This window comes from Spirosoma endophyticum, assembly GCF_900112365.1.
GTDB lineage: Bacteria > Bacteroidota > Bacteroidia > Cytophagales > Spirosomataceae > Spirosoma > Spirosoma endophyticum.
The window spans coordinates 1-25,145 of the sequence record NZ_FOLQ01000040.1; the positions used below are offsets into that span (position 1 = coordinate 1).

The following is a 25,145-nucleotide window of genomic DNA, read 5'->3' on the forward strand; positions in this document are numbered from 1 at the left end:
TGGGGGCATCAACCTGCTGGGCATCTCCTTTCTGGGCGAGTACATCAGCAAGATATTTGAGGAAACCAAAAAACGTCCAAAGTTCATTCGTACGAAGGTTCAAAAGGGAGAACGTACGTATCGTACTGCTGCTGAGATCAATGTACTGATCGAGCAGCGAAAATCAAAATAAAGCAGATGGGCTCAACACCCTATGAATTTTATAACCGGTAACAGGCTATGCGAAAAGAATTTTCAAGCGCGATTGAGCGAATTGGGCGACAGGATGAAAAGGTCGTGTTCCTTACCGGTGATCTGGGCTATAACGCCTTAGAGAACGTAGTAGATGCCCTGGGACCACGTTTTATCAATGCTGGGGTTGCCGAACAGAACATGGTGGGTATGGCGGCTGGTTTGGCCTATCGTGGCTACAAAGTGTTCTGTTACAGCATTGCGCCCTTTGCTGTTTACCGGTGTTTAGAGCAGTTTCGCAACGACGTTTGTCTGCATAAAATGCCGGTTTTTCTGGTCGGCAACGGCGGAGGCTATGGGTACGGCATCATGGGCAGTACGCACCATGCCATCGAAGATCTGGCCTGCCTGAGCAGCCTTCAGAACGTAAATACCTACATCCCGGCTTTCGCCGACGAGGTGGACCCGATGCTCGATCAGATCATAACCGAAAGTCGTCCGGCCTACCTGCGGTTGGGGGCGGGGGCAAAAACGCCCGATGGCGCAACGACCAGTGGTACGTTCAAGCAAATTGTTAGCAGTCCGCTTTCGTGGGGCACCGTCGTGGCCCTTGGCCCCGTTGTGGCCAACGTACTGAAGGCTCTGGAAGACGAATCTTTAGCTGGCCAGTTCGATGTCTACACGGTCACCAACCTGCCGCTCGATTTATCATCTGATCTGGCTCACCGCTGGGCGGGCAAGCCGTTGCTGGTGGTCGAAGAGCACGTATCGGTTGGTGGGTTGGCGCAGCAACTATCCGTACAAATGCTGTCAGAAGGCGCCATACCAAGCCAATTTGTGAGTTTATCGGCTCAGGGTTATCCTAATGGTCTGTACGGTGATCAGAAATACCACCAGCAATTGTCAGGCCTCGATCCAGCCAATATTGCCCGGCAACTGACGATACTTACTCGGCAGACGCCATCAGGCAAAGCTTTTCTTGCCAATAAGTGATCACTAAATAGATGATTATCAGAGCACTTCTAGTTGAAATGCTTCAGTAAACGGGCTCGGTTAACCTGGGCTATCTCACGTCATGAAACAGCTAAATACGGGCTCAGTATCAAAACTTATTTATTCAGCAGCGTTACTATACCTGCTGTTGCCGTTTCTTTTATTTACGCTGTTTTGGCTCAGATTACCCTACTCACTACTACTGGGCGCTATTTTAAGCTACTGCCTGGTTGTCTCGTTTCAGCGTTTTACACGTTCGTCGCTCCGGATTGAGTTACAGGCTATCCAGAAAAAACAACTCTGGATAAGTGCCGCCATTCTAGCCGTTTGGCTGGTGTTTTCCGGCATTGGTGGTTTTTCTTATCAGAATTCCGACTTTGAAGTGCGGAATGCCATTTTTCGGGATTTGATTCAGCAGCAATGGCCCGTTGTGTACAACGCGGATATTTACCCATCAACCCACCACATGGCCAATGAGCACCTTTTGCTTGTCTATTACTTTGGCTACTGGTTACCTGCCGCCCTTATTGGCAAGCTGCTGGGCTGGACAGTTGGGAATATCTTTCTGTATCTCTGGTCGTTTCTTGGCTTGCTGCTGACGTTCGCGCTGCTATGCCAGTATGTCAAAAAAGTCTCCTACAAAATTGCGCTGCTGCTTGTTTTCTGGAGCGGGCTTGACATCGTTGGCTCACTGATTGCCCTTTATGCGGGTAATTCGGTGCCGGAGCTGGGCGTTATTGCCCATATCGAACGATGGGCAAATTCAATTAATGTACCCGCCCAGTTTTCGTCCAACACGACCCTTCTTTACTGGGTGTTCAATCAGACCATTCCGATCTGGTTAACGATCTTGCTGTTGATCAACAACACCGGTAAAAAAGCGATGTTCTTCGTTATCGCCCTTTCTCTATTTCAAGCCCCACTCGGAACCATTGGATTGGTGCCTTTTGTATTGTTCCAATTGATCCGCCGACTATATGAAGTTGGTTTTAAATCCCTGCTAAACGAGTATTTAAGTATTCCCAATACGGTAGGTGCGCTGGTGGTTGTTGGGATCACAGGTTTGTATTTCACTATGAACCAGGCCGGTTCGCTCAGGAGTATTGTCACGTATGATCCGCTTAACTACGCCACTTTTTTCCTGCTGGAAGCGGGTATGCTGGGTCTATGGCTTTATACGCGGCAACGTAGTAATCTTTTGTTACTGAGTATTTGTGTGCTTCTCGTCGTTCCATTCGTTAAAATAGGCCTCAACAGTGACTTCTCGATGCGGGCTTCCATCCCCGCGTTGTTTATTCTGATGGCACTCACGATCAGGTTTCTGTTCGATAACACGTACAGCTTAGCCAGCAAGTTACCCATAGCCGTCTTTCTGTTAATTGGCAGTGTTACGCCTGCGTTGGAAATGGCCCGGTCGCTATTCTTTACGAGTAGCCACGTGGTGTATAGCCTCAACAGCTACTTCAACCTTAGTGATAATCCACTCGTTCCAGCGTCGGTTAAAGGCAAGATAAAAGATCGCACATTTTTGTATGATCAAATCAAGACCCTGAATAAGTACAACAAAGGAATTCTTATCGATCAATTTGTGGGTAGGGTTGGTAATCAACCCTTCTGCCGCTATCTCCTAAATACCAATAGCGACGCGTTTGAACAGCCAACGCGACTGCCTGCCCTGCCAGTGGTCCGGGCAGAAAAAGATCCCCTGAAATAGACTTACAGGCACTGAGCTTATAAAACGAAGCCATTGCGGAGTGTACACACGGCCAATTTTCTAACTCGCTGTTGGATTGACGGCCTGGCTGATTTTCACGTCTTGTCGGAAGTAGCTCGCCCATTTTAAACTGGACGTTACCTGAAAATACTTATACTCAATAAATGACCAGTACTTATACTTACTAAAAACAAGATACATACCTTTTAATAAATTAATTTTGATATGTGCTTGTTATTTTATGTAACAATATTGATTTACAATTGTATAATTATTATTATTTTTATTGAAATTATGCATGTTTAGCGATACATAAATGGAAATTCGTTAATAAGGATTTATATTACGCTTCGATCATTGTATAGTCTATCGGATTATGCTTGATCATCGACGTAGCTCTCTTATAACTCATCCATTGTACGTAGCCTAATGAAATCTATTTATCTAGCAGCGGTAAAGCGAATTTGGTATGTCCCACCTGTTTTTTTATTAATCCTTTCCAACCTGTCAACCAGCTTTGGGCAAACAACGTACTACGTTGCCAACGCGGGCAATGACAGTAATGATGGCCGCTCAACGAGTGCTCCCTTTCAATCAATAGCGAAAATTAATAGTCTGTCATTACAGCCCGGTGATCAGGTATTGTTCCGGCGGAGTGATACATTCAGAGGCAATCTGCAGCTCCGACAGTCGGGCTCACCAAATAACCCCATCGTGATTGATGCGTACGGTTCCGGCAACAAACCGGTTCTGGCGGGGTCCGTGCCAGTCAGCAACTGGAAAAACCTGGGCAATAATGTCTGGCAGGCCGACTGCCCTTCCTGTGGGGATCGGGTAACGGGTCTGTACCGGGACAATTCGGCCCTGCCCCTGGGTCGGTATCCGAATGCTGATGCATCTAATAAAGGGTATCTCACCGTGCAATCGCACGCGGGCAAATCCCAGCTCACCAGCCAGCAATCGCTGTCGACCAACTGGACGGGTGGGGAAGCCGTATTCCGACCAGTTCAATGGATACTGAACCGCGCTGCCATTACGGGCCAGAACGGAAATACCCTGTCGTTAGACGGTTCAGGCACCTATGATATCAGTGACAACTGGGGGTATTTTATCCAGAACCACCCGGCTACCCTCGATCAGGCAGGGGAATGGTATTACAGCCCGGCCACCAAAAAGATCCAGGTGTATGACACCCAGTCGAGCCCGAACGGCCATACAATTACGGCCACCGTTTTCAGTGAAGCGGTGAATTTATCGAATGTGTCGAACGTGACCATCCGTAATGTACAGATTACGCAGGCAGTAGCGTGCGACCTGCTGATTACGAACGGGTCTAATCTGGTTATCACCAATAATGACATCACGCAATCGGGCGAGGACGGTATCCTGCTGAAAGGAAGTGGTAGTCAGGTGCTGTTGGAAAATAACCTTATTGAAGACATCAACAACAACGGCGTTGACATTTCACCTTATCAGAACGTTACGTTCAGAGGGAATACCATCCGGCGCATTGGTCTTTTTGCAGGTCGTGGTAAAAGTGGTGACGGAACGTATGTAGGGTTTCAGTCGGCCACTACCGCCAACACCCTGATCGAAAACAATGTGCTCGATAATATTGGGTACAATGCGCTCAACTTCTCGAATAGCACAACCGTTCAGCGGAATCAGATCAGTAACTTCTGTCTGACCAAAAGTGATGGAAGCGGTTTGTATATCTGGAATGGTAATCAACAGGCTATGTCGGACATTCGGCTGCTGTCAAACGTAGTATATAATGGCATAGGCGCTCCGGAGGGAACGCTGGGTGGCGCTTATTCCGGGGCCAACGGCATTTACCTCGACGATTGCACCACGAACATCGAGGTTACGGGTAATTCGGTTTATAACTGTCGGGGGCTGGGTTTCTTCCTGCATGGCTCGTCCAACATTAAGATGACTGGAAATACGTCGTACAACAATGGCGAAGGGCAGTTTGCAATCACCAGTGCCGGCGGTTGCCAGCCACGTAATAACCTGGTTCAGAGTAATATTTTTGTGAGCCGTCTGGCAACCCAGTTCAATGTCAAATATGAGTCGAGCCAGAATGATTTAGCCGGCTTTGGTCAGTTTGACAACAATGTGTATGCACGCCCTTTTGAAGATGTCTACACAATCAGAGCGGTTTACAATAGCACGACAGGCGCGGATATTTCGCTATCGGACTGGCAAAACCGGTATGGGAAAGATCCCTCAACACGCACTAGTCCCGTTACCTATTCGTCTGGCAACCCGGATGATTACCTTAAATTCACGGCTAATCAAACGGCAAACGCGATTCAGATTTCACTGGATGGTACGTATCGGGATGCCCGTAACAACGTAGTAACCGGTCAGGTAACCGTTCCTGCCTTTTCATCGCTCATCCTGTTCAAAGATGTTGTAGCCTCGACACCGCTACGTACCGCCGACAATCCGGCTAATGCCGTAGCTGGCCTGGATTATGGCTACTACGAAAGCTACTGGACCAGCCTGCCTGATTTCACTACGTTGACACCGGTTAAGACGGGCGTCAGCAGCACTCCGACCATTGCCGTCCGTAACCGTGACGATAGTTTTGGTCTTCGCTTTATCGGCTATGTCAGTGTGCCAACGGATGGCACGTACACGTTCTACACGAACTCCGACGACGGTAGCAAACTCCTGATCGGTACGACCGAAGTTGTGAACAATGACGGGGGCCATGCTACGCAGGAACGGTCGGGTACGATTGGCTTGAAAGCGGGGTTGCATGCTCTGACTGTACTTTATTTTGAGGGCGGTGGCGACCAGACATTATCCGTAAGTTACAGCGGTCCGGGTTTGTCTAAACAGGTTATTCCTGCTTCAGCCCTCTGGCACGTGGCCGCCAATCCAGCTCCTCAACCACCCGCCGTAACGCTACGTAACGCTGACAATCCAGCCAACGCCGTAGCCGGACTGGATTATGGCTATTATGAAGGTAACTGGAGCAATCTGCCTGACTTCAATACGCTAACCTCTATTAAAACAGGGATTAGTAGTACACCCGCGCTGGGGCTACGTAACCGTGACAATAACTACGGGATTCGCTTCGTCGGCTACGTCAGTGTTCCTACCGATGGGGTATACACTTTCTACAGTAGCTCGGATGACGGTACTAAGCTCCTGATTGGCTCTACCGAGGTAGTTAACAACGACGGCGGGCATGGCGATCAGGAACGGTCGGGAACAATCGGGCTAAAAGCTGGTCTGCATGCCCTGAGCGTACTTTACTTGCAAATTGATGGCGGTCAGGCGTTGAGAGTGAGTTACAGTGGTCCGGGTATAAACAAGCAGGAGATTCCGGCGTCATCCCTGTGGCGCGTGGCCATCAATCCAGCTCCTCAACCACCCGCCGTGACGCTACGGGATGCTGACAATCCGGCCAACGCCGTAGCCGGACTGGATTATGGCTACTACGAAAGTTACTGGACCAGCCTGCCTGATTTCACTACGTTGACGCCGGTTAAGACGGGCGTCAGCAGCACCCCGACCATTGCGGTACGAAGCCGGGATGATAGCTATGGCCTTCGCTTCAAAGGATATGTTAGTGTACCGGCGGATGGGGTATACACCTTCTACACCTCTTCCGATGATGGCACCAAGCTACTGATTGGCACGACCGAAGTTGTCAATAATGATGGGGTTCACGGTGAGCAGGAACGGTCAGGTACGATTGGCTTGAAAGCAGGATTACATGCGCTGACAATCGTCTACTTCAATGGGGGTGGCGGTCAGGCGTTGACGGTAAATTACAGCGGCCCTGGCCTGTCAAAACAGGCTATTCCCGCTTCGGCGTTTTGGCGAGTGGCTACCAGCCAGCCAACCCCAGCCCCCCCAGCACCAACGCCCCCTTCCACTGCATCCAATAGTGGAACAGGGTTACGGGCGGACTATTTCAATAACAATACGCTGACAGCTCCCTACACACTAACCCGCACGGACGCTACGGTAGATTTTTTCTGGGGCGACGGCACGCCAGCCACTGGGGTTATCAATACCGATAATTTTTCTGCCCGGTGGACGGGCCAGGTGGAAGCCCCTGTAACCGGTACGTACATTTTCAGTACTGACACCGATGATGGGGTTCGCCTTTGGGTAAACAGAAAGCTTCTTATCAATGACTGGAATGGCCACCCGTCGGTACTGAATAACGGTACGGCAATAGACCTGGTTGCGGGGCAGCGGTATGATATTCAGATGGACTATTTCGAATATACAGGTGGAGCTACTGCCCGGCTGGGATGGGCTTATCCTGGTCAATCGCTGACTATTATTCCTAAGGAGCGATTATATCCAACAACAATATCCCTGGCCAGCGCACGAGTAGCCGCTACCGAAGAGCAGAGCATTGAAGTGTCGCACCTGCAGGCCTATCCTGTACCAGCCAGGGAAAGTATATGGGTTCGCTACAACGCAGCGGCTGCCGGAGAGGCCACGCTACAGTTGATCAATACGGCAGCGCAGCCGGTACACCAAACGATTCATCAGGTTATCCCCGGCGAAAATATTATTAAGGTAATGGTGGATCAATTGGGCCGGGGAACGTATGTATTGGTACTAACCCAGAGTTCCAAGCGCCTAACTCGGAAAGTTATCCTTACGGATTAATTGGCTACTCTTAAAATGGAGGAGTTTTCTTTGTTACAGCAGACTGAATAGGACTCGGCCTGCTGTAACAAAGAAAAACGCCCTAATCAGCTCATGGACAGCGCATTGGCTATCAGATTGATTAGGGCGTTTTTGTTAGGAAGTGACCGATACGGGAATCGAACCCGTGTTACCGCCGTGAAAGGGCGATGTCCTAACCGCTAGACGAATCGGCCGTCTTGTTAAAAAGACCCAACCTTTTGGCTTATTGCCGCTGTGTTGGCGAAACGTGGTGCAAAGGTAAGGCTATGTTTTAATAATGCAACACTGACCGTCAAAATTTTTCCAAAAAAAGGGTTCCTGAGCGATTTACTGCTATTTTTGAGGAAGTTAGCATTTCCATTTTTTTCATCACATTCATGAAACACCTCTTGCTGCTGGCGGGCCTACTGGTCGCGTCATTGTCAGTTCATGCGCAAACACCTACTCCTGCATCAGGCACCGCCCAATCGCCAGATCAATTTCTGGGCTATAAGATCGGTGAACGCTTTACTCCTCACTACCGCGTGCTGGCCTATGTTGAACAGGTAGCCCGCCAACTTCCCAATCGTGTTAAGCTCCTCCCCTATGGCACTACGTATGAAGGTCGCCAATTGATGGTGGTGGCCGTCGGCTCGGAAGCCAATATGACCCGGCTGGAAGAAATTCGAACCAATAATTTGAAACGTATTGGCTTGCTGGACGGAACACCAACGGCTGCCCCCCAGCCGCCCATTGCCTGGCTTAGCTACAACATACACGGGAATGAGGCCGTTAGCTCCGAAGCCTTTATGGAGGTATTGTATCGGCTATTGAACACCACGGATGCCGTGTCTCAGAAAATCATGAATTCGACCGTGGTGATTCTCGATCCCGGCCTGAACCCCGACGGCCACGACCGCTACGTAAACTGGTACAATCAAATGCTGGGCCGCGCGGCCAATCCCACGCCTTCTGCCCGGGAGCACAACGAACCCTGGCCGGGCGGTCGCTATACGCATTACCTCTTCGATCCGAACCGCGACTGGGCCTGGCAAACGCAGGAAGTTACGCAGCAGCGTATGGCACTCTATCAGCAATGGATGCCACAACTGCATGGCGACTTTCACGAAATGGGTGTCGAAAGTCCGTATTATTTTGCCCCCTCGGCCAAACCATATCACGAAGATATCACGCCTTTCCAGCGGAAATTTCAGCAAACGATCGGCGAGTATTGTAGCCGCTACTTCGACCGCAATGGCTGGCTCTACTACACACGGGAACGCTTCGATTTATTCTATCCCAGTTATGGCGATACGTATCCTACGTACAACGGAGCGATCGGCATGACCTATGAGCAGGGCGGCAGCGGACGGGCTGGGCTGGCTATCGAAAAAAATGACGGGGATACCCTCACACTCCATCAACGGATTGATCACCACTACACGGCCAGCATCGCGACACTCGAATCGGTAGCTGATCGGCCCGCCGAAGTTGTCAAAGAATTTGGTCAGTTTTTCGACAAGTCTAGAAACACACCTATTGGCATCTACAAAAGCTACGTCATTAAATCGAATGGCGATGCTGGCCGGCTGAAAGCGTTGCAGCAGTTGCTGGAACGTAACAAAATTACGTTTGGCTATGCAGGCAAATCCATGTCAGCACCGGCCTTTAACTACACCAGCCAGAAGAACGATAAGAGTGTAGCCATTGATGCGGACGATATCGTGATCAGTGCTTACCAGCCAAAATCAACGCTGTTAAAAATCTTGTTCGAGCAGAATTCAGCGCTGGAAGATTCGGCTACGTACGACATCACGGCCTGGTCATTGCCCTACGCCTTTGGCCTGCAAACCTATGGGTTGACATCACGGATTAACCCGTCCAGCACGGCTATGACAACGACGCCCAAATCAACGACGGCGAATTCGTCTAAAGCCTATGCTTACCTTATCCGCTGGCAGTCGATGCCAGCCGTGCAAACACTGGCGGGACTGTTAAAGCAAAAAGTTAGAGTACGAGCCGCCGAAAAACCGTTTGAACTGGAAGGGAAAACGTATCCATCGGGCACGCTTATCGTGGCTCGAACCGGTAATGAGCGCTTCGGTGATCGGCTTGGTGCAGTTGTATTGGCAGAAGCGAATCGAACCGGTGCCGACGTAACGCCGGTGCAAACGGGATTCGTGACTAAAGGCTCTGATTTTGGTTCCGATTTTGTATCGGGCCTAAAAGCGCCCCGTGTAGGCGTGGTTATTGGTGACGGCACCCCTCCCCCATCGGCGGGCGAGGTCTGGCATTTTTTCGACCAGGAACTGAACTACCCTGCTACGTTGCTCGACATTAATTCACTGACGAATGTCGACTGGAGTAAATTCGACGTGTTGATTCTGCCGACAAACTACAATTACGGTCGTTTCCTGAACGAAAAAATATTGACGGGTATCAAAGAATGGATTCGGGCGGGGGGAAAACTCATTGCCATGGAACGCGCTACGTCCTTTCTGGCAGGAAAAGATGGCTTTGACTTGAAGGAAAAAGAAGTCAAGCCGAAAGACAAAGGAAAAGGCAATTTAGCCGATTCACTCAAACTATATGTCGATCGTGAGCGGACAGCCATTTCGGATGATATACCGGGCAGCATTTACCGCGTCAATATGGATACGTCGCACCCGCTGGGTTTTGGTCTCACGAATGGCTATTATTCACTGGTGCAAAACGCCTATAATTTCGATTTCCTGAAGGATGGCTGGAATGTTGGCTACCTGAAAACGGACAATTATGTAGCTGGTTTTTCGGGAAGGAATGCCAAGGAAAAATTAAAAAATACGCTATTGATGGGCGTGCAAACGTTAGGGCGGGGAAGCATTGTTTACCTGGCCGATGACCCGCTCTTCCGGGGTTTCTGGTACAATGGCAAGCTGCTGTTTGGTAATGCCGTATTTATGGTTGGGAATTAACCTTTGTTATTCCTTTTGGCGTTAAAATGACAAAAACAAAAAAGCCGCAATGGGTATTCGTTGCGGCTTTTTTGTGTCTTGGCGGGGTAAATCAGCGGTCTGATTCCCTTTCTTTATAATCATCTCTAAACGTATTTATTCGGTGCGCTTATTACCGATTCTTCTTATCGGCTTGCTATTCGTGAGCAGTTCTTCCCTGCTGGCCCAGAAGAAAAATGAATCCTATCAGCTTCATATCAGCCATGCTACGTCCCCGATCGTGATCGACGGAGCCGTTGACGAACCCGCCTGGCAGGCCGCGGAAATAGCGTCGGACTTCTGGATGGTGTTACCAATGGATACCAGTCGCGCCCACGTCCGCACCGAAGTCCGGATGGCGTATGATGACCATAACGTTTACCTGAGCGCCGTTTGCTATCATGGCAACGTAGCGGGGCCTTATATTGTCGAATCGCTACGTCGCGACTGGGCGTTTGGCAAAAATGACAATTTCATTTTTTTCATGGATACCTTCGACGACCAGACCAACGGCTTTACCTTTGGCACCAACGCGGCCGGGGCACAGTGGGATGGGTTGCTCTACGAAGGTGGCAAAGCCAACCTGAGTTGGGACAATAAATGGACGTCGTCAGTGCGCAATTATCCCGATCGCTACGTGCTCGAACTGGCGATTCCGTTTAAAACGATACGGTATAAGCGAGGTATCACTCGCTGGGGAATCAACTTCAGTCGACAAGACCTGAAAACCACCGAAAAATCATCCTGGACACCCATTCAGCGGCAGTTCCCGACGGCGTCGCTAGCCTTAACGGGTGTGTTGGTTTGGGATCAGCCACCGCCACAGCCCGGTCCAAACATCTCACTCATTCCCTACGCACTGACTGGATTGACCCGCGACTACCAGAACAACGTACCAACCCAGGACCGTTTTAATGCCGGACTCGATGCGAAAGTGGCTGTTACATCATCCCTAAATCTTGATTTGACAGTCAATCCCGATTTTTCGCAGGTCGACGTTGATCAGCAGGTTACCAACCTCGATCGCTACGAGCTGTTCTTCCCAGAAAAGCGGCAGTTTTTTCTGGAGAACGGCGACCAGTTTACCAACTTTGGTTACGCTACGATTCGGCCCTTTTTCAGTCGGCGGATTGGCCTCGGGGGCGTACCCATCCGATTTGGCGCGCGACTGAGTGGTAAACTCAACAAAGACTGGCGGATAGGTGTCATGGATATGCAAACCGGGCGCGTTGACGCTACGGGACTTCCAGCTCAAAATTTTGCCGTTATGGCCTTGCAACGGCGCGTGTCGGCCCGCTCGAATATTGGCTTTATGTTTGTCAATAAAGAATCGCTTTCCTACGAATCTGTCGCCGATAAAATGCTGTATTCACGCTACAACCGCAATCTGGGGCTGGAATATAATCTGGCTTCGGCGAATAATCTCTGGTCAGGAAAGGCCCTGTATGTGAAATCATTCAGCCCGGACCAGCCGGGAGACGATGCGGTTTATGCCGCCAATTTGCAGTATTTCAGCCGTAAGTGGCTGATCAGCGGGCAAGTTGAGTCCGTAGGCAAAAATTACACAGCCGAAGCGGGCTACGTTCCGCGCCGGGGGTATGAGCGCGGAACGGCCTCCATTGGGTACACATTTTTACCGACAGGGAGCAGTGTCTTAAATCATGGACCAACCGTAACGTCCACATACTTTTTCGACCCGGCCTGGCGGCAAAGCGATAACGAAAGTGTATTAACCTATGCCGTTACGTTCCGCAGCCGAAGCGTCTTTACGGCCTGGGTCGCCACCGATTACGTTCGTCTCCTGCAACCTTTCGACCCGACCAATACGGGCCGCGAGACACTGGCGACGGGTACAGAACACAACTGGACGGCCTGGGGAACCGACTTCGACTCCAAACCGCAGAGTATATTCACCTATGGTTTCTCGTCGCGCTATGGTGGCTATTACGCCAACGGAACGCGCCTGAACCTGACGGCCGATCTGGGTTTCCGGTTTCAACCCTACGTTAGTCTGGCCGCCAGCGCCAGCTACAACGACATTCGACTGCCCCAACCCTGGGGTCAGACCACGTTTTGGCTCGTGGGTCCGCGCTTCGACCTGACACTTACGAATAAGCTGTATCTGACTACGTTTGTGCAATACAACGAACAGCAAAAAAACATGAACGTCAATGCGCGCATCCAATGGCGCTACAAGCCCGCATCAGACTTTTTTCTGGTATATACTGACAATTATTTACCCAATTCGGCGCAGATTGGGCAGGACGTACCAGGCTTCTTTTCGGTTAAAAACCGAGCGCTGGTCCTGAAATGGACGTATTGGTGGAATCTCTGAGCCATCGCGTTTAAACAAACTGTGTTTGTGTCTGTTAATTGTGAAATCCGCTCAACGCAGGGCGGCTCAATGACTACACTAAAACCAGTCAACGTCTATGAAACCTCTGTTCCGTTTTTTCCCAACAGCCTTTGTGGCTTTGTTTTTAACGCTGTTCATGACCAGTTGTGCAGCAATTGGTGATATTTTTAAAGCAGGTGCCTACACGGGTATTATTGGCGTCATTGTGGTCATTGGCATCATCATCTGGGTTGTCTCAAAACTGTTTGGTGGGGGCGGTAGCAGAAACTCCTGATACATAGATTAGGGTAACATTACGAAGTCGATCTCTCGCCAGAGGTCGACTTTTTTTATGCCTTACGAAAGGTTAATGACTTTTTAATTCTGGCCTATAAACCCCTACTTTTGTTTGCTATACCTACGTACCGTACTTGATGAATAAATTTTACTTGCTCCTCTTTTTAGTACCCCTCTGGAGTCAGGCCCAGGATTCCCTGACAACCAGGACTACTCAAAACGTAACAATCAGTGCGACTGATAGTATTAGCCAGCATCGTAGCGTTCCTAAAAATTACCTGAGAAAAGACATCTGGCGTATTGACTTTCTGGGGCCGGGCTACCTCAACGAACATCGGCTAGGGAAGCAAACAACGTTGGTTTCTCAATTTCGGCTTGTAGGCTCCTTCCGCATCGAAAGTTACGATTATGCATATGCTGCAAAAAAAGTGGTCGAATTCAGTATAAATCCGGAAGTGTCCGTAGCCGTACGTCGTTTTTACAACTTAGCCAAGCGAAAAGAAGCCAGCAAATCTATCCGGTATAATTCAGGTAGTTATGTTGCGGCAAAAGCAGGCTATGTATTTGCTCCACTCCTCAAAAACGTTAATGTAGATCTTCAGGGGGCAGGGTTTAATGTGCTTTGGGGCGTTCAACACACGGCTACCAGGCACTTTTACGTGAACCTGGAATTGGGGATTGGTGTAGCTCAATATTATAAGAACACGGTATCGCCAACCGGAAATTTTATTTTGGGCTATACATTCTAAAAATGAAGGCTCCTCAGCGTATCACTACGTCGAGGAGCCTTCACTACAAATTTAAATCACTGCTCAGGCGACTAGTTCCAGCAGGCCGTCGCGCTGAAGAACAGCCCGTTGGCGTTCGACCAAATCATCGGAGGCTTTCATGAGCGGCAACCGGACTTCGGACGAAATCAGGCCGAGAATTTCCAGAATACTTTTTACACCAACTGGATTTCCTTCTTCATATAATAATGGATCGATACGTAGGAAGTGGCCAAGTTCGGTACGGGCGAAGGCGAAATCACCTTTTAAGGCAGCGTCGATAAGCCCAGTGAATTTAGCGGGGAACGCATTGGCAATCACCGACATAACACCAACGCCACCGATGCTGATAATGGGGACGCCCTGCACATCATCGCCGGAGATCAGCAGAAAATCGTCCGGTTTGTCGCGGGCAATTTCCATGCATTGCTCAATCACGCAGGAAGCTTCCTTAACCCCAATGATGTTTGGGTGTTGCGCTAATTCGCAGATCGTTTCGGCAGACATGTTGATGCCCGTTCGAAACGGAATGTTATAGAGAATAACCGGAACCGGACTAGCATCGGCCACACGTGTAAAGTGCTCAATGACACCCCGTTTTCCAGGTTTATTATAGTAGGGGCAAACCGACAGGATAGCATCGACACCCTCAAAATCAATGGACTTCATCCCCGAAACGACATCGGCCGTTACGTTGCCACCGACACCAAAAACGATTGGCAGATTCTTCGGATTATTTTCCTTGAGGTATTGCAGCAACTGGGCTTTTTCCTGTTTAGTCACGGTTGGCGATTCGCCGGTTGTGCCCTGCAGGACGATGTAGCGCACTCCTCCGTCGGAGATATGCTGGACGATGCGGCCGAAGCCGTCGAAATCAATAGAATGATCGGCGTTGAAGGGCGTCACAATGGCGACCCCTACACCGTGGAATTTAGTATCCATTAGCGGAAACAGGAATTTATTAACGCAAAGTTACGGGAATTTTATGCAAAACGTCCGAACCATTCCAACCAGGCCTTAACATTGTGAATCTTAGCGAAAAACGTTGATAGCTATGCGACTTATTTGTACGCTTCTTCTAATCAGTTTATTTGCCTGCAACGGGAATCAAGCCATTTTGCCCGATGCTAACAGTACGCTTATTGACGTACAAACTCAGTCAAGCTGGCAAGCAACGCCACTCGATAATGAATATGTAATCCAGTTCCCCAGTAATTACAAAGGCGGCATTGGGCCATCGATTGAAGGACCAGAGTTTAGCCTGCAAAAAGAAGACCAAAGAGCTTATTTTCTCGGCTCGTCATTCTTCACGGCAAGTGCCCCGCCCCTGGCTACACCCAGGCCAGACAGTCTTACCTACCCAAGTTGGGTTTTAAACCGACTTGTTACGTTTCGACGGAGCGGACACACACAGGGCTTCTTTTATTATTCCGCTCAACCAAAAACTCAGGGCCAGTTATACTTACTCCGAAATGGCAAGTTTGCTTTAAGTATGTCAGTTCAATATGATGCTGATCTTCAACAGGAAGTACTGGGTATTCTGCAAACCATTCATCCGAAATAAGCCCTACACCCCCAACATCGCCAGAAACTCGTCTTCACCAATCATCGGTACGTTCAGTTTTTTGGCTTTATCGACTTTTGACGGTCCCGCATTTTCGCCCACAATCAGGTAATTCAGTTTCTTGGAAATTCCGCTGAGCACCCGTCCGCCGTGCGCAGCAATTCGGTTCTCAAGTTCTTCGCGGCTAAAGTTGGCGAACGTACCGGTATATAAAAATGTCTTCTCGGCCAGCGAGTCGCCTTCCCGCTCCACCACTTTTTTCTCGCCTACTAACTGCAAACCAGCCGCCCGAAGTTGCTCAACAAAATCTCGGTTCGCCGGATCGGCAAACCAGCCAATTACACTTTCGGCAATACGGGGTCCGGTGTCGGGCACAGCCAGCAAGGCTTCCAGGCTGGCGTTCATGATGGCATCCATTGATCCAAAATAATCGACGAGTTTTTCGGCAGTCGTATTCCCAACGTAGCGAATGCCTAATGCGAACAATACGTTGGCAAATGGCTGTGCCTTCGAGCGTTCTATAGCGGTCAGAATATTTTCGACCGTTTTTTCCCGAAAGCTGACGATACGTTTTTTGCCAGATTCCTCATCAAGAAATATTTTCTCGATACCCAATAAATCACTCGATGTAAGCTTATAAAGATCGGCGGGGGTTTGAACCAGACCCCGATCAATGAGCAGTTCGATTTTGCCTTCGCCCAGACTTTCGATGTTCATGGCCCGGCGTTGAATAAAATGTTCGAACCGTGCCTGCCGCTGCGGGGGACAGCCCTGTTCATTCGGACAATAGAAATTGGCTTCTCCCTCCTTGCGAATCAGTGGCGTTCCGCAGGCCGGGCAGACCGTTGGATAACTAATTGGCTGGCTTTTTTCCGTGCGTCGGGTCAGGTCTACACCCGTGATTTTCGGAATAATTTCACCCCCTTTTTCAACGAACACCGTATCGTGCATCATGACGCCCAGCCGCTCGATCTCGTTGGCGTTATGGAGCGATGCCCGCTTCACAATGGTTCCGGCCAGCAACACGGGCGTCAGTAAGGCAACAGGTGTTACGGCCCCCGTCCGGCCAACCTGGTACCTGATTCCATTGAGCGTGGTGCTGGCCGCCTGCGCTTTGTATTTAAACGAAATCGCCCAACGCGGACTCTTGGCCGTATAGCCCAACTCCCGCTGCTGATCATACCGATTGACTTTAATAACAATGCCATCGGTGCCCAGCGGCAAGTCGAACCGTTTGGTTTCCCACTCGCTGATGTACATCATTACATCCCGAATGTCGGCACACTTGCGCCAAGTCTGCGATACGTTAAAGCCCCAGTTTTTCATGGCTACCAAACTTTCTTCGTGCGTCTGGAATACGTCGGGTTCCGACAGGAACGAGTAGAGATAACAATCAAGCCGTCGTTTGGCTACTGCGCCCGAATCCTGTTGTTTGAACGTACCGGAAGCCGCATTCCGGGGATTCGCCAGCAGCGGTTCGCCAATGTCCTCACGCTCTTTGTTGATACGTTCGAACTCAGCCAACGGCAAAAAACCTTCCCCCCGAACTTCGAAAAGGGCAGGGAGCGTGGGGCGTGGAGAGTGGGGTAAGGAGCTTGGGGCAGGGAGTACGGAGGGATTTCCGAAGTCAATAGATGTTTGCCCCACCCCTTGCTCCTCACTCCTTGCCCCACGCTCCACGCTCGAAATACGTAGCGGCACTGTGCGAATGGTGCGAATGTTATTCGTGATATCATCCCCGCGAACGCCATCGCCACGGGTGGCTCCCTGCACCAACACGCCATTTTCGTAGGTCATGCTGAGGGCCACCCCATCGAATTTAAGTTCGCAGATGTATTCGTAAGGTTCTTCGCGCAACCCTTTCCGGACGCGATTATCAAATTCAACCAGGTCTTCCTCTGAATACGTATTTCCCAGCGATAGCATGGGAAACCGGTGGTAGACGGTCGAAAATTCTTTGCTGATAGTCCCACCAACGCGCGCCGTCGGGGTATCGGGTAATCGAAATTCCGGATACTGTTTTTCAAGATCGGCAAGTTCGGCGAGTAGCTGGTCAAATGTGAAGTCATCTACCTCCGAAATGCTGTTCTGGTAATATTGATGTGTATAATAATTCAGTCGCTGGGTCAGTTCGGCAATACGTTCCTGGGGTGTCATAGGTAAGTTTCAGCAGGCAGTTAACAAAAACACATACAAAAGGTATCATATCTAACAATAATACCAGGTACTTAAAATAAAAATCAGCCTATTGGTTAACGGTCAATATTGGGTTTGTTTCCTCGATCAAGCAAAAAAATGTTAGTTTTACAGGATAAAAAAGTAAGTAATTAACGCCAACTAACGGACAAGCCTTTCTTTTTCAACTGATTACTTGTTCAACAATTCAACTCCGTCATGATTCGACCGCTTATCGCTCCTTCTCTACTTGCAGCCAACTTTGCCAACCTGCAACATGATCTGGAGATGATCAACGACAGTGAGGCCGATTACCTTCATTTTGACGTGATGGATGGCGTTTTTGTTCCAAATATTTCCTTCGGATTTCCTGTTCTGGAGGTCGCCCGAAAACATAGCAAAAAGCCGCTGGATGTCCATCTGATGATCACTGATCCAGACCGCTATATCGACGCTTTTGCCGAAGGAGGAGCCACCACGATTCATGTTCATTATGAAGCCTGTACGCACCTTCATCGAACGCTCACCCACATTCGGAAAATGGGCTGCCGGGCGGGTGTAGCGCTCAACCCACATACACCCGTTGATGGGCTTGAAGACGTGCTGGAGCAGCTGGACGTTGTGCTGATCATGTCGGTCAATCCTGGGTTTGGCGGGCAATCGTTCATTCCTCATACCTTCCGAAAAGTGGCGAAATTAAAACAATTACTGACGGATAATCGCGCGTCTACTCTGATTGAAATTGATGGGGGAATTAGTATAAAAAATGCGTCGGCGCTACTCAGTGCCGGTGCCGATATCCTGGTGGCAGGCAGTTCAGTTTTTGGGGCGCAGGACCCACTGGAAGCCATTCGTCAGTTGAAAAATAGCCACCAGCCGATGGTAGCCTAGTGCAATTCGTAGCTTGTCAAATTGAATTAGTAGGAATCAATTCATGAAGAAATCATATCTGGCTGTTTTATTCAGCGCCCTTGTGCTACTTGGCGCACTTGTGCTACTGAAAGCCTGTCGTAATACCTCCCAAAATCAGAGTGAAACCTCGGCTCCTACCGATAGTGATACTACTGTAGCGGGTGCCATTCCAGCTCCCGACTGGGCCAGGTTTGCCACTATTTACGAAGTAAATACCCGTCAGTTTTCCGCTCAGGGTACGTTCAAGGCAGTTGAAGCACAGTTACCCCGCTTAAAAGAAATGGGGGTTGACATTGTCTGGCTGATGCCCATCTACCCCATCAGTCAGAAAAACAAAAAAGGCGAATTGGGAAGCCCCTACGCTGTTGCCGATTACAAAGCCGTAAACCCTGCTTATGGCACACCTGCCGAATTCAAGACGCTGGTTACCCGAGCCCACGCGCTGGGGCTGCGCGTGATTCTGGACTGGGTGCCCAACCACACCGGCTGGGATCATGTGTGGGTGAAAGAACACCCTGACTGGTACACGAAAATTAAGGGGCACATGACCACGCCCGTCGATCCTACGACTGGTAAGCCCACCGACTGGACCGACGTTGTTGATCTCAATTACAACAATCCGGACATGCGTCAGGGTATGATTGAGGCAATGCAGTATTGGCTGAAAGAGTATGACATTGACGGATATCGCTGCGATGTGGCGGGGTTCGTTCCGAACGATTTCTGGGCCGAGTTGCGTCCTCAATTGGATAAGATCAAGATGGTTTTTATGCTGGCCGAATGGGAAGATGAACCCGACCACTTTAAAAGCTGCTTTAACATGAACTATGGCTGGAGTATGCACACTATGCTGAAAGCGATAGCGAAAGGTGCCCGAACGGCCGATAAGATCGACTCACTGCGCGAGGCTAATCAGAAGCGTTTCCCAGCCTGGTACTATCAAATGATGTTTACCCAGAATCATGATGAAAACACCAACAACGGTACGTTGGCTGAATCCTTCGGACCGGGAGCCGATGCTTTTGTGGTGCTGAGCAGTACGCTGGAAGGTATGCCACTAGTCTATAATGGCATGGAGTCGAACCTGAACAAACGGCTGGCGTTTTTCGAGAAAGATACCATCTCCTGGGGCAATTACGCCAAAAGTGATTTTTTCGAAGCTTTGCTAACGCTCAAACACCGCAACCGTGCACTCTGGAATGGACTGGCGGGCGGTAAAGTTTTGAAAATACCGACCGACCACGACGATAAAGTATATGCCTTTTATCGGCAACGCGATAGCGATCGAGTCGCCGTCATGGTAAACCTGAGTGGCGAACCTCAAACGATTCGTCTGGAAGGGAACGGCTTTGTCGGTACGTATACCGATGTGTTTAGCCACCAATCGATGGAATTAAAGTCAGCAATGACCGTAACGCTCAAACCCTGGGAGTATCGCGTGCTGACGAATTAATTTTTTCCTTAAATTACCTGACACAAAAGACGGCTATATAGTACGTTGCATACGTTCTAAAAAACTGAACAACTCATTTGCACGTAAGAATAGATGACGGTTCTTATATAAACTGTTAATCCCATAAACCGCTCCCCGTTTCATCGTTTATGCGAGTTTGGAGAATCTTGGCAGGCATATTGGTTGTAATGGTCAGTTTTCCAACTGCTCAGGCGCAAACCATACAGTGGGCCAGTCGTGTCGTTGGTGCATCATCGGAGAAAAAGGGAGACACCTACGGAGAGCAATATAAAGCGGCTCAGGCGTTAGGGCGTCCCAGCAAAGTGCCCGAACTGGGCGAGAGCCCCTGCGCCTGGGCACCCCAATCCCCGGATGGTGCTGCCGACGAATGGATTCAGGTTGGCTTTGCCAAACCCATGCATGCCCGACAGATTGTAGTGGCCGAAAACGTAAATCCGGGCGCCGTGGTACGTATCATTGCCATTGACGAAAAGGGCGCGGAGCATCCGGTTTTTCAAACGCCTGGCATCCAGGACCGGGTCGATCCCTTACTGAGAGTTTTCCCCAAAGAGGCCGATTTTCTATGCCAGCAACTCAAGGTTATTATAAACGGGGCTGCTATAAAGGGCATTAACCAGATTGATGCAATTGGGATATCAGAAGATGCAAACCCTGTTTCGGTAGGCATCAACGTATCGAAGGATACGCCCAAAGACATCCAGAAAGAAAATCTTGGCAAAACGGTCAACTCGCCGGGCCAGGAAGTGGCACCGGTCATTGCGCCCGATGGGAAGACGCTCTTCTTTACCCGTAATTTTAACAAAGCGAACATGGGTGCTGCCGATCGGCAGGACGTATGGTATTCAACACTTGGACCCAGTGCTGGGGGCACTACACCTGGTTGGAATGAAGCGGTTAACATAGGCTCACCCATCAACAACGCGGGCGATAATGCCATTAGCAGCATGGCTACCGATGGTCGAACGGCTTATCTCATCAATGTATATCGACCCGATGGCGGGCTGTCTTTCGGTATTTCTAAATCCATCCGAACCAAAACGGGCTGGTCGCAACCGGTAGAATGCAAGATCGCCAACAACTATAACCTGCACGAAAAAAATCAGTTGGAGTTCTGCGTGTCGCCCGACGGGCGGTCCATCATTCTGGCGGTGCAACGCAAAGACTCACGCGGCAACCGCGACCTGTACGTATCGCAGCAAAAGCCTGATAATACGTGGTCGGAACCGGTATCATTAGGCAATGTCATCAATACGGCTGACTTTGAGAGTTCACCGTTTCTGGCGGCCGATAGCCGTACACTCTACTTTACATCAGCCGGCCATCCGGGCTATGGCAATGGGGATATTTTTGTCAGTCGGCGGCTCGACGACTCCTGGAATAACTGGAGCGAACCCGAAAATCTGGGGCCTTCCATCAATACGAATGAATGGGATGGTTATTTCACTATTCCGGCCTCCGGCGAGTACGCGTACTTAAGTTCCCGAGCCGGTTCATTGGGTGAAGACGATATTTTCCGACTGAAATTGTTCCCTGCCATCAAACCCGATCCGGTGGCTATTGTGGCCGGGCAGGTGCTTGATTCCAAAACGCAGAAACCGGTTTCTGCTATGGTGGTATCGAAGATCTTTGGCGATACCAAGGACGTAACGAGTGTTGATTATAGCCCCGAAATGGGAGAATATAAACTGATTTTGCCTACGCAGAAGGTCTACACAATGACGGCCAGTAAGGAGGGTTATTTTCCTACAACAGAGACGCTCGACCTCAGCAAGGACAAACGCTTCCGGGACATTCGGCGGAATCTGTACCTGGTAAAGATCGAGAGTGGCCAGAAAATTACGATGCGGGAAGTGCTGTTCCAGCAAAGCCAGTTTGCCCTGCAACCGAGCGCCAACGAGGAACTGGACCGGGTCGTTGGGATGCTGGAAAAATACCCGTCAATGGACTTACTGGTTGAAGGCCACACCGACAATCAGGGCGATTGGGAACCAAATATGAAACTCGCCGAAGACCGTGTTCGGGTGGTAAAGTCTTACCTGATCGGCAAAGGAATTGACGAAAAACGTATCCAAACCAAGGCGTGGGGACCTAGCAAACCCGTTGCCAGTAACGAAACCGAAGAGAAGCGTAAACTAAACCGGCGGGTCGAATTCACGATCCTAAAACTATGAGAACCCGGATTTTGCGCGTAGTTTTGACCCGATGTCTGCCCCTTTATCCCGTAATACGCTGTTTTTGCTGAGTGCCTTACTGGTGCTTGCCCTCGGCCTTCGCCTGTATCGTGTTGGCACTTATGCCATTTATTTCGACGAAAAATCGACGCTTTTAGTCAGCCAGAGTGTTTGTCTGGAAGGATTCAACCAGCGAGATGTGTTCGACAAGAAGTACTTCACGCCCGCTGAATTCTGGAAGCCCAAAACCATCGAAGATTTCATTCAGGCCGACATTCGGGGCGACATCGGTAACAGTCCCTCCTATTACGCTGTTCTGTGGCTTTGGCTAAAGGTATTTGGCCTGAGTGATACGTCCCTTCGGATGCCGTCGGTCATTTTTAGTGTCCTGATTGTCTGGATGTTGTTCGTTTTTGTTCGACGGCATTTTCGATCGGGATCGCGTTCGACCCTATCGTCTACGCTCACCGATTCTTCCGTAGATGCCCTGGCCCTGACAAGTGCCGCCATTGCCACCATCGAGCCAATTTTTGTGGCCTACAGCCACATTGCGCGAAACTATTCCATGACGATCTTTCTGACGTTACTGGCCACGCACTTGTTTTTATTGATTCTGGAACGGGTTCGTTCGCGTTCGTCCTTAGTTGGGTCAATGTCAGCAGGTTCAGTTTCACTGCCAATTCTCTACGTCGCGTACGGAGCCGTCTTTGTGGTAGCGGTCTTATCTCACTATCTGGCTATTACGGTCTATATGTGTCATGGGCTGTATGCCCTCCTCTACCTACGTAACAGCCGGGCCTGGGTCACGCTGGCAATAACAGGGGCGATTAGTTTAGGGCTGGTTTCGTTATGGTTCTTTTTTGGGGGTGGCTCCTACACGTTTTTCACCCTTGAACATCAGAAGAATTTTTACCGGAACATTGCCCTGACAAACCCGATGGGCAGTCCGTTTGGCATTATTCTGCCCGCAACGGTGCCGAACATTGCCGTGCGGGGTGTACCCATCTTTGCCGATTTATTCCTGATTACCAATGGTCTGGGCGCTGCATTGACTGGGATTCGAAATTCGGTCCCGGCCCTGGGGTTGGGTATCATAGCTACGTTTGTCATACATCGCTATCTAAACGTAGCAAAGCCTCCCACCTGGGTCTATGCGGCCGTTCCGCTGATTCTGTTGGTAGGCTTACCAATTTATAGTGTAACGCCCTTGCGGTTGCTGGTCCTGTCAATCGCCATACCATTCATTTATCTCATTTACCGATACGTAGTGGACCGCACCAATGCCGATCAGAAACGGGTTGTTGTCATCCTGTTGCTCCTGGCCATTCTGCCGACGTTATTTCTATTGTTCATGGCGTTACGCTCGGGGCATACGTTTGGGATCACTCAGCGCTATTCAGCGTTTTCGTTTCCATACGTCTGCATTCTGGTTGCTATGGGTTTGCTTCAACTGCCAAGCCTGCGTAAATGGTTCAGCTTACCCATTGCGGCTGTGCTTTTACTTCAGACCTGGCACATTATTCAACTTCTGGGAGCCATTTACGCCGATAAAGCACCCAAATACACGTATTTCGAAAAACCACGCATCGCCAATCCATATTGGTCTGCCGCTCAGCAGCTTAAGCAGCTTTATGCGCCCGGCGACACAATTCTGTATCCGAATAAAAAACGAATTATTTACTCGGAGAAAATTGACAAAACCTATTCCGACGTAACACTGTTGGATGCTCAGCTAGTCAACGTTTATTTGCCCAAGGATGCCCAATACATCCAGCGCGTCGACCCGAACGAGCCTGACCGGATTGTGCTGGTGAAAGGAAATTCGGACAAAAAAATTACTATTTTTGATTTTAAAGGCAATACCTATCGCTACGGCGATTAACACCCACCAACACCATGACATCAACCATCGACACCACCGATCTGAAAACTCTTCAGGGTACACTACGGCTCAAACTCCTGAGTTTGTACAATAACGCTCATGCCGGGCACATTGGTTGTTCGCTGAGTTGCATGGATTTGATGATTGCGGCTCTTATTTCACGCAAACGCGAACAGGATACATTTTTGCTCTCAAAAGGCCATGCGGCTGCCGCGCTCTACGTTTGCCTGAACCACCTCGGCGACATTCCGGACGAAGAACTGGCAACGTACTACCACAACGGCACGACCCTCCCCGCTCACCCCGCGCCAAATCATCATAAAGGTATTCCGTTCGCTACGGGATCGCTGGGGCACGGCCTGCCTATCGGTACGGGCATTGCGCAGGCGGGCAAATTACTGGGTGACGACTCCCGTGTGTTTGTGCTTATGTCCGACGGCGAAACCAACGAAGGAACAACCTGGGAAGCAGCTCATTACGCCATCCAGAATGGCCTGGATAATTTGATCGTTTTGATTGACAAAAACGGGCTACAGGGTTTCAACACAACCGCTAACGTATTGGGCGATACGGCCGACGTGAATACCTGGAAAGCCATTGGCTTTGAGACGGTTGAAGTAGATGGCCATAATATTGATGACCTACTGAACATCATCGATCAACTAACAACCTCCGGCTCGGGTAAACCTAAAGTGATCATTGCCCATACGGTGAAAGGAAAGGGCGTTTCATATATGGAAAACCGGCTCGAATGGCACTATCTGCCTATGGCACCCGACCAGTATGAACAGGCTCGTGCCGATGTCAACGAACGTTATTTGCAGCCTTATGAGGCTCAGGTATAGACGTTTGTCTATTACCGTTGGCTATAAAACTGGCTGTCGGTAGGGCATATCCGTCCTTTTCCCGTAATATTGCGGCCTGAATAAATCAGTCCGCATTCAATTTGCTACCTTCTGATATTACACGACTCAACGGTCCCATTGTGGTTTTCGGGGCCAGCGGCTTCATTGGCGCCAACCTGTTTGAGCAACTCTTCCGCCTTCGACAGGATGTCTTCGCCCTTACTCA

The 25,145-nt window shown here is 49.8% G+C and carries 15 protein-coding genes and 1 tRNA gene; 13 read left to right on the plus strand and 3 right to left on the minus strand.

All coding sequences use genetic code 11. The annotated features are described in order from the left end of the window. Positions 1 to 219 precede the first annotated feature (219 nt). The 3 genes from BM202_RS34475 to BM202_RS34485 all read left to right on the plus strand — a co-directional run bounded on the left by BM202_RS34475 (position 220) and on the right by BM202_RS34485 (position 7,525). Positions 220 to 1,164: a transketolase family protein gene (locus BM202_RS34475; RefSeq protein ID WP_093834835.1), complete on the plus strand. Its 945-nt coding sequence runs from the start codon at positions 220 to 222 to the stop codon at positions 1,162 to 1,164. A gap of 82 nt (positions 1,165 to 1,246) precedes the next feature. Beyond that, the gene (locus BM202_RS34480; RefSeq protein WP_093834837.1) at positions 1,247 to 2,878 is read left to right on the plus strand and encodes a hypothetical protein; all 1,632 of its coding nucleotides are present in this window, start codon (positions 1,247 to 1,249) and stop codon (positions 2,876 to 2,878) included. A gap of 429 nt (positions 2,879 to 3,307) precedes the next feature. After that, positions 3,308 to 7,525, plus strand: coding sequence for a PA14 domain-containing protein (locus BM202_RS34485; protein WP_093834839.1), 4,218 nt, complete (start codon positions 3,308 to 3,310; stop codon positions 7,523 to 7,525). A 143-nt stretch (positions 7,526 to 7,668) separates the two neighbouring features. Here BM202_RS34485 and BM202_RS34490 read toward each other — a convergent pair. Continuing rightward, positions 7,669 to 7,740 (minus strand) — tRNA-Glu (locus BM202_RS34490). Between the two features lie 183 nt (positions 7,741 to 7,923). On the opposite strand from BM202_RS34490, the gene BM202_RS34495 reads away from it, so the two are divergent. The 4 genes from BM202_RS34495 (at position 7,924) to BM202_RS34510 (ending at position 13,878) form a co-directional block, all read left to right on the plus strand. Beyond that, positions 7,924 to 10,479 (plus strand): M14 family metallopeptidase, encoded by a 2,556-nt coding sequence (locus BM202_RS34495; RefSeq protein ID WP_093834841.1) that lies wholly within the window; start codon positions 7,924 to 7,926, stop codon positions 10,477 to 10,479. A 142-nt stretch (positions 10,480 to 10,621) separates the two neighbouring features. Further along, positions 10,622 to 12,832, plus strand: a complete 2,211-nt coding sequence (locus tag BM202_RS34500; protein WP_093834843.1) for a carbohydrate binding family 9 domain-containing protein — start codon at positions 10,622 to 10,624, stop codon at positions 12,830 to 12,832. A gap of 97 nt (positions 12,833 to 12,929) precedes the next feature. Continuing rightward, complete coding sequence (locus tag BM202_RS34505; RefSeq protein WP_093834845.1) at positions 12,930 to 13,127, plus strand: hypothetical protein; 198 nt, start codon at positions 12,930 to 12,932, stop codon at positions 13,125 to 13,127. Positions 13,128 to 13,266: 139 nt separating this feature from the next. Further along, complete coding sequence (locus tag BM202_RS34510; RefSeq protein ID WP_093834847.1) at positions 13,267 to 13,878, plus strand: hypothetical protein; 612 nt, start codon at positions 13,267 to 13,269, stop codon at positions 13,876 to 13,878. Positions 13,879 to 13,941: 63 nt separating this feature from the next. Here BM202_RS34510 and dapA read toward each other — a convergent pair whose 3' ends face one another. Then, positions 13,942 to 14,838: a 4-hydroxy-tetrahydrodipicolinate synthase gene (dapA, locus tag BM202_RS34515; protein ID WP_093834849.1), complete on the minus strand. Its 897-nt coding sequence runs from the start codon at positions 14,836 to 14,838 to the stop codon at positions 13,942 to 13,944. Between the two features lie 112 nt (positions 14,839 to 14,950). Between dapA and BM202_RS34520 the strand changes: the two genes are divergently transcribed. Then, a complete protein-coding gene (locus tag BM202_RS34520) occupies positions 14,951 to 15,460 on the plus strand; it encodes a hypothetical protein (RefSeq protein WP_093834851.1) in 510 nt (169 codons plus the stop codon). Positions 15,461 to 15,463: 3 nt separating this feature from the next. Here BM202_RS34520 and ligA read toward each other — a convergent pair whose 3' ends face one another. Then, positions 15,464 to 17,617, minus strand: coding sequence for an NAD-dependent DNA ligase LigA (gene ligA / locus BM202_RS34525; RefSeq protein WP_093834853.1), 2,154 nt, complete (start codon positions 17,615 to 17,617; stop codon positions 15,464 to 15,466). 237 nt (positions 17,618 to 17,854) lie between these two features. Between ligA and rpe the strand changes: the two genes are divergently transcribed. From rpe to BM202_RS34550, 5 genes are all read left to right on the plus strand, one after another. Continuing rightward, positions 17,855 to 18,526, plus strand: coding sequence for a ribulose-phosphate 3-epimerase (gene rpe / locus BM202_RS34530; RefSeq protein WP_093834855.1), 672 nt, complete (start codon positions 17,855 to 17,857; stop codon positions 18,524 to 18,526). 43 nt (positions 18,527 to 18,569) lie between these two features. Continuing rightward, a complete protein-coding gene (locus tag BM202_RS34535; protein WP_093834857.1) occupies positions 18,570 to 20,000 on the plus strand; it encodes an alpha-amylase family glycosyl hydrolase in 1,431 nt (476 codons plus the stop codon). 149 nt (positions 20,001 to 20,149) lie between these two features. Beyond that, entirely contained in the window at positions 20,150 to 22,192 is a 2,043-nt protein-coding gene (locus BM202_RS34540; RefSeq protein WP_093834859.1) for an OmpA family protein, read from the plus strand. A 31-nt stretch (positions 22,193 to 22,223) separates the two neighbouring features. Next, on the plus strand, positions 22,224 to 24,074 hold the full coding sequence (locus BM202_RS34545) for a glycosyltransferase family 39 protein (RefSeq protein WP_093834861.1): 1,851 nt from the start codon (positions 22,224 to 22,226) through the stop codon (positions 24,072 to 24,074). A gap of 14 nt (positions 24,075 to 24,088) precedes the next feature. Continuing rightward, positions 24,089 to 24,919, plus strand: coding sequence for a transketolase (locus BM202_RS34550; RefSeq protein WP_093834863.1), 831 nt, complete (start codon positions 24,089 to 24,091; stop codon positions 24,917 to 24,919). The last annotated feature ends 226 nt before the right edge of the window (positions 24,920 to 25,145 follow it).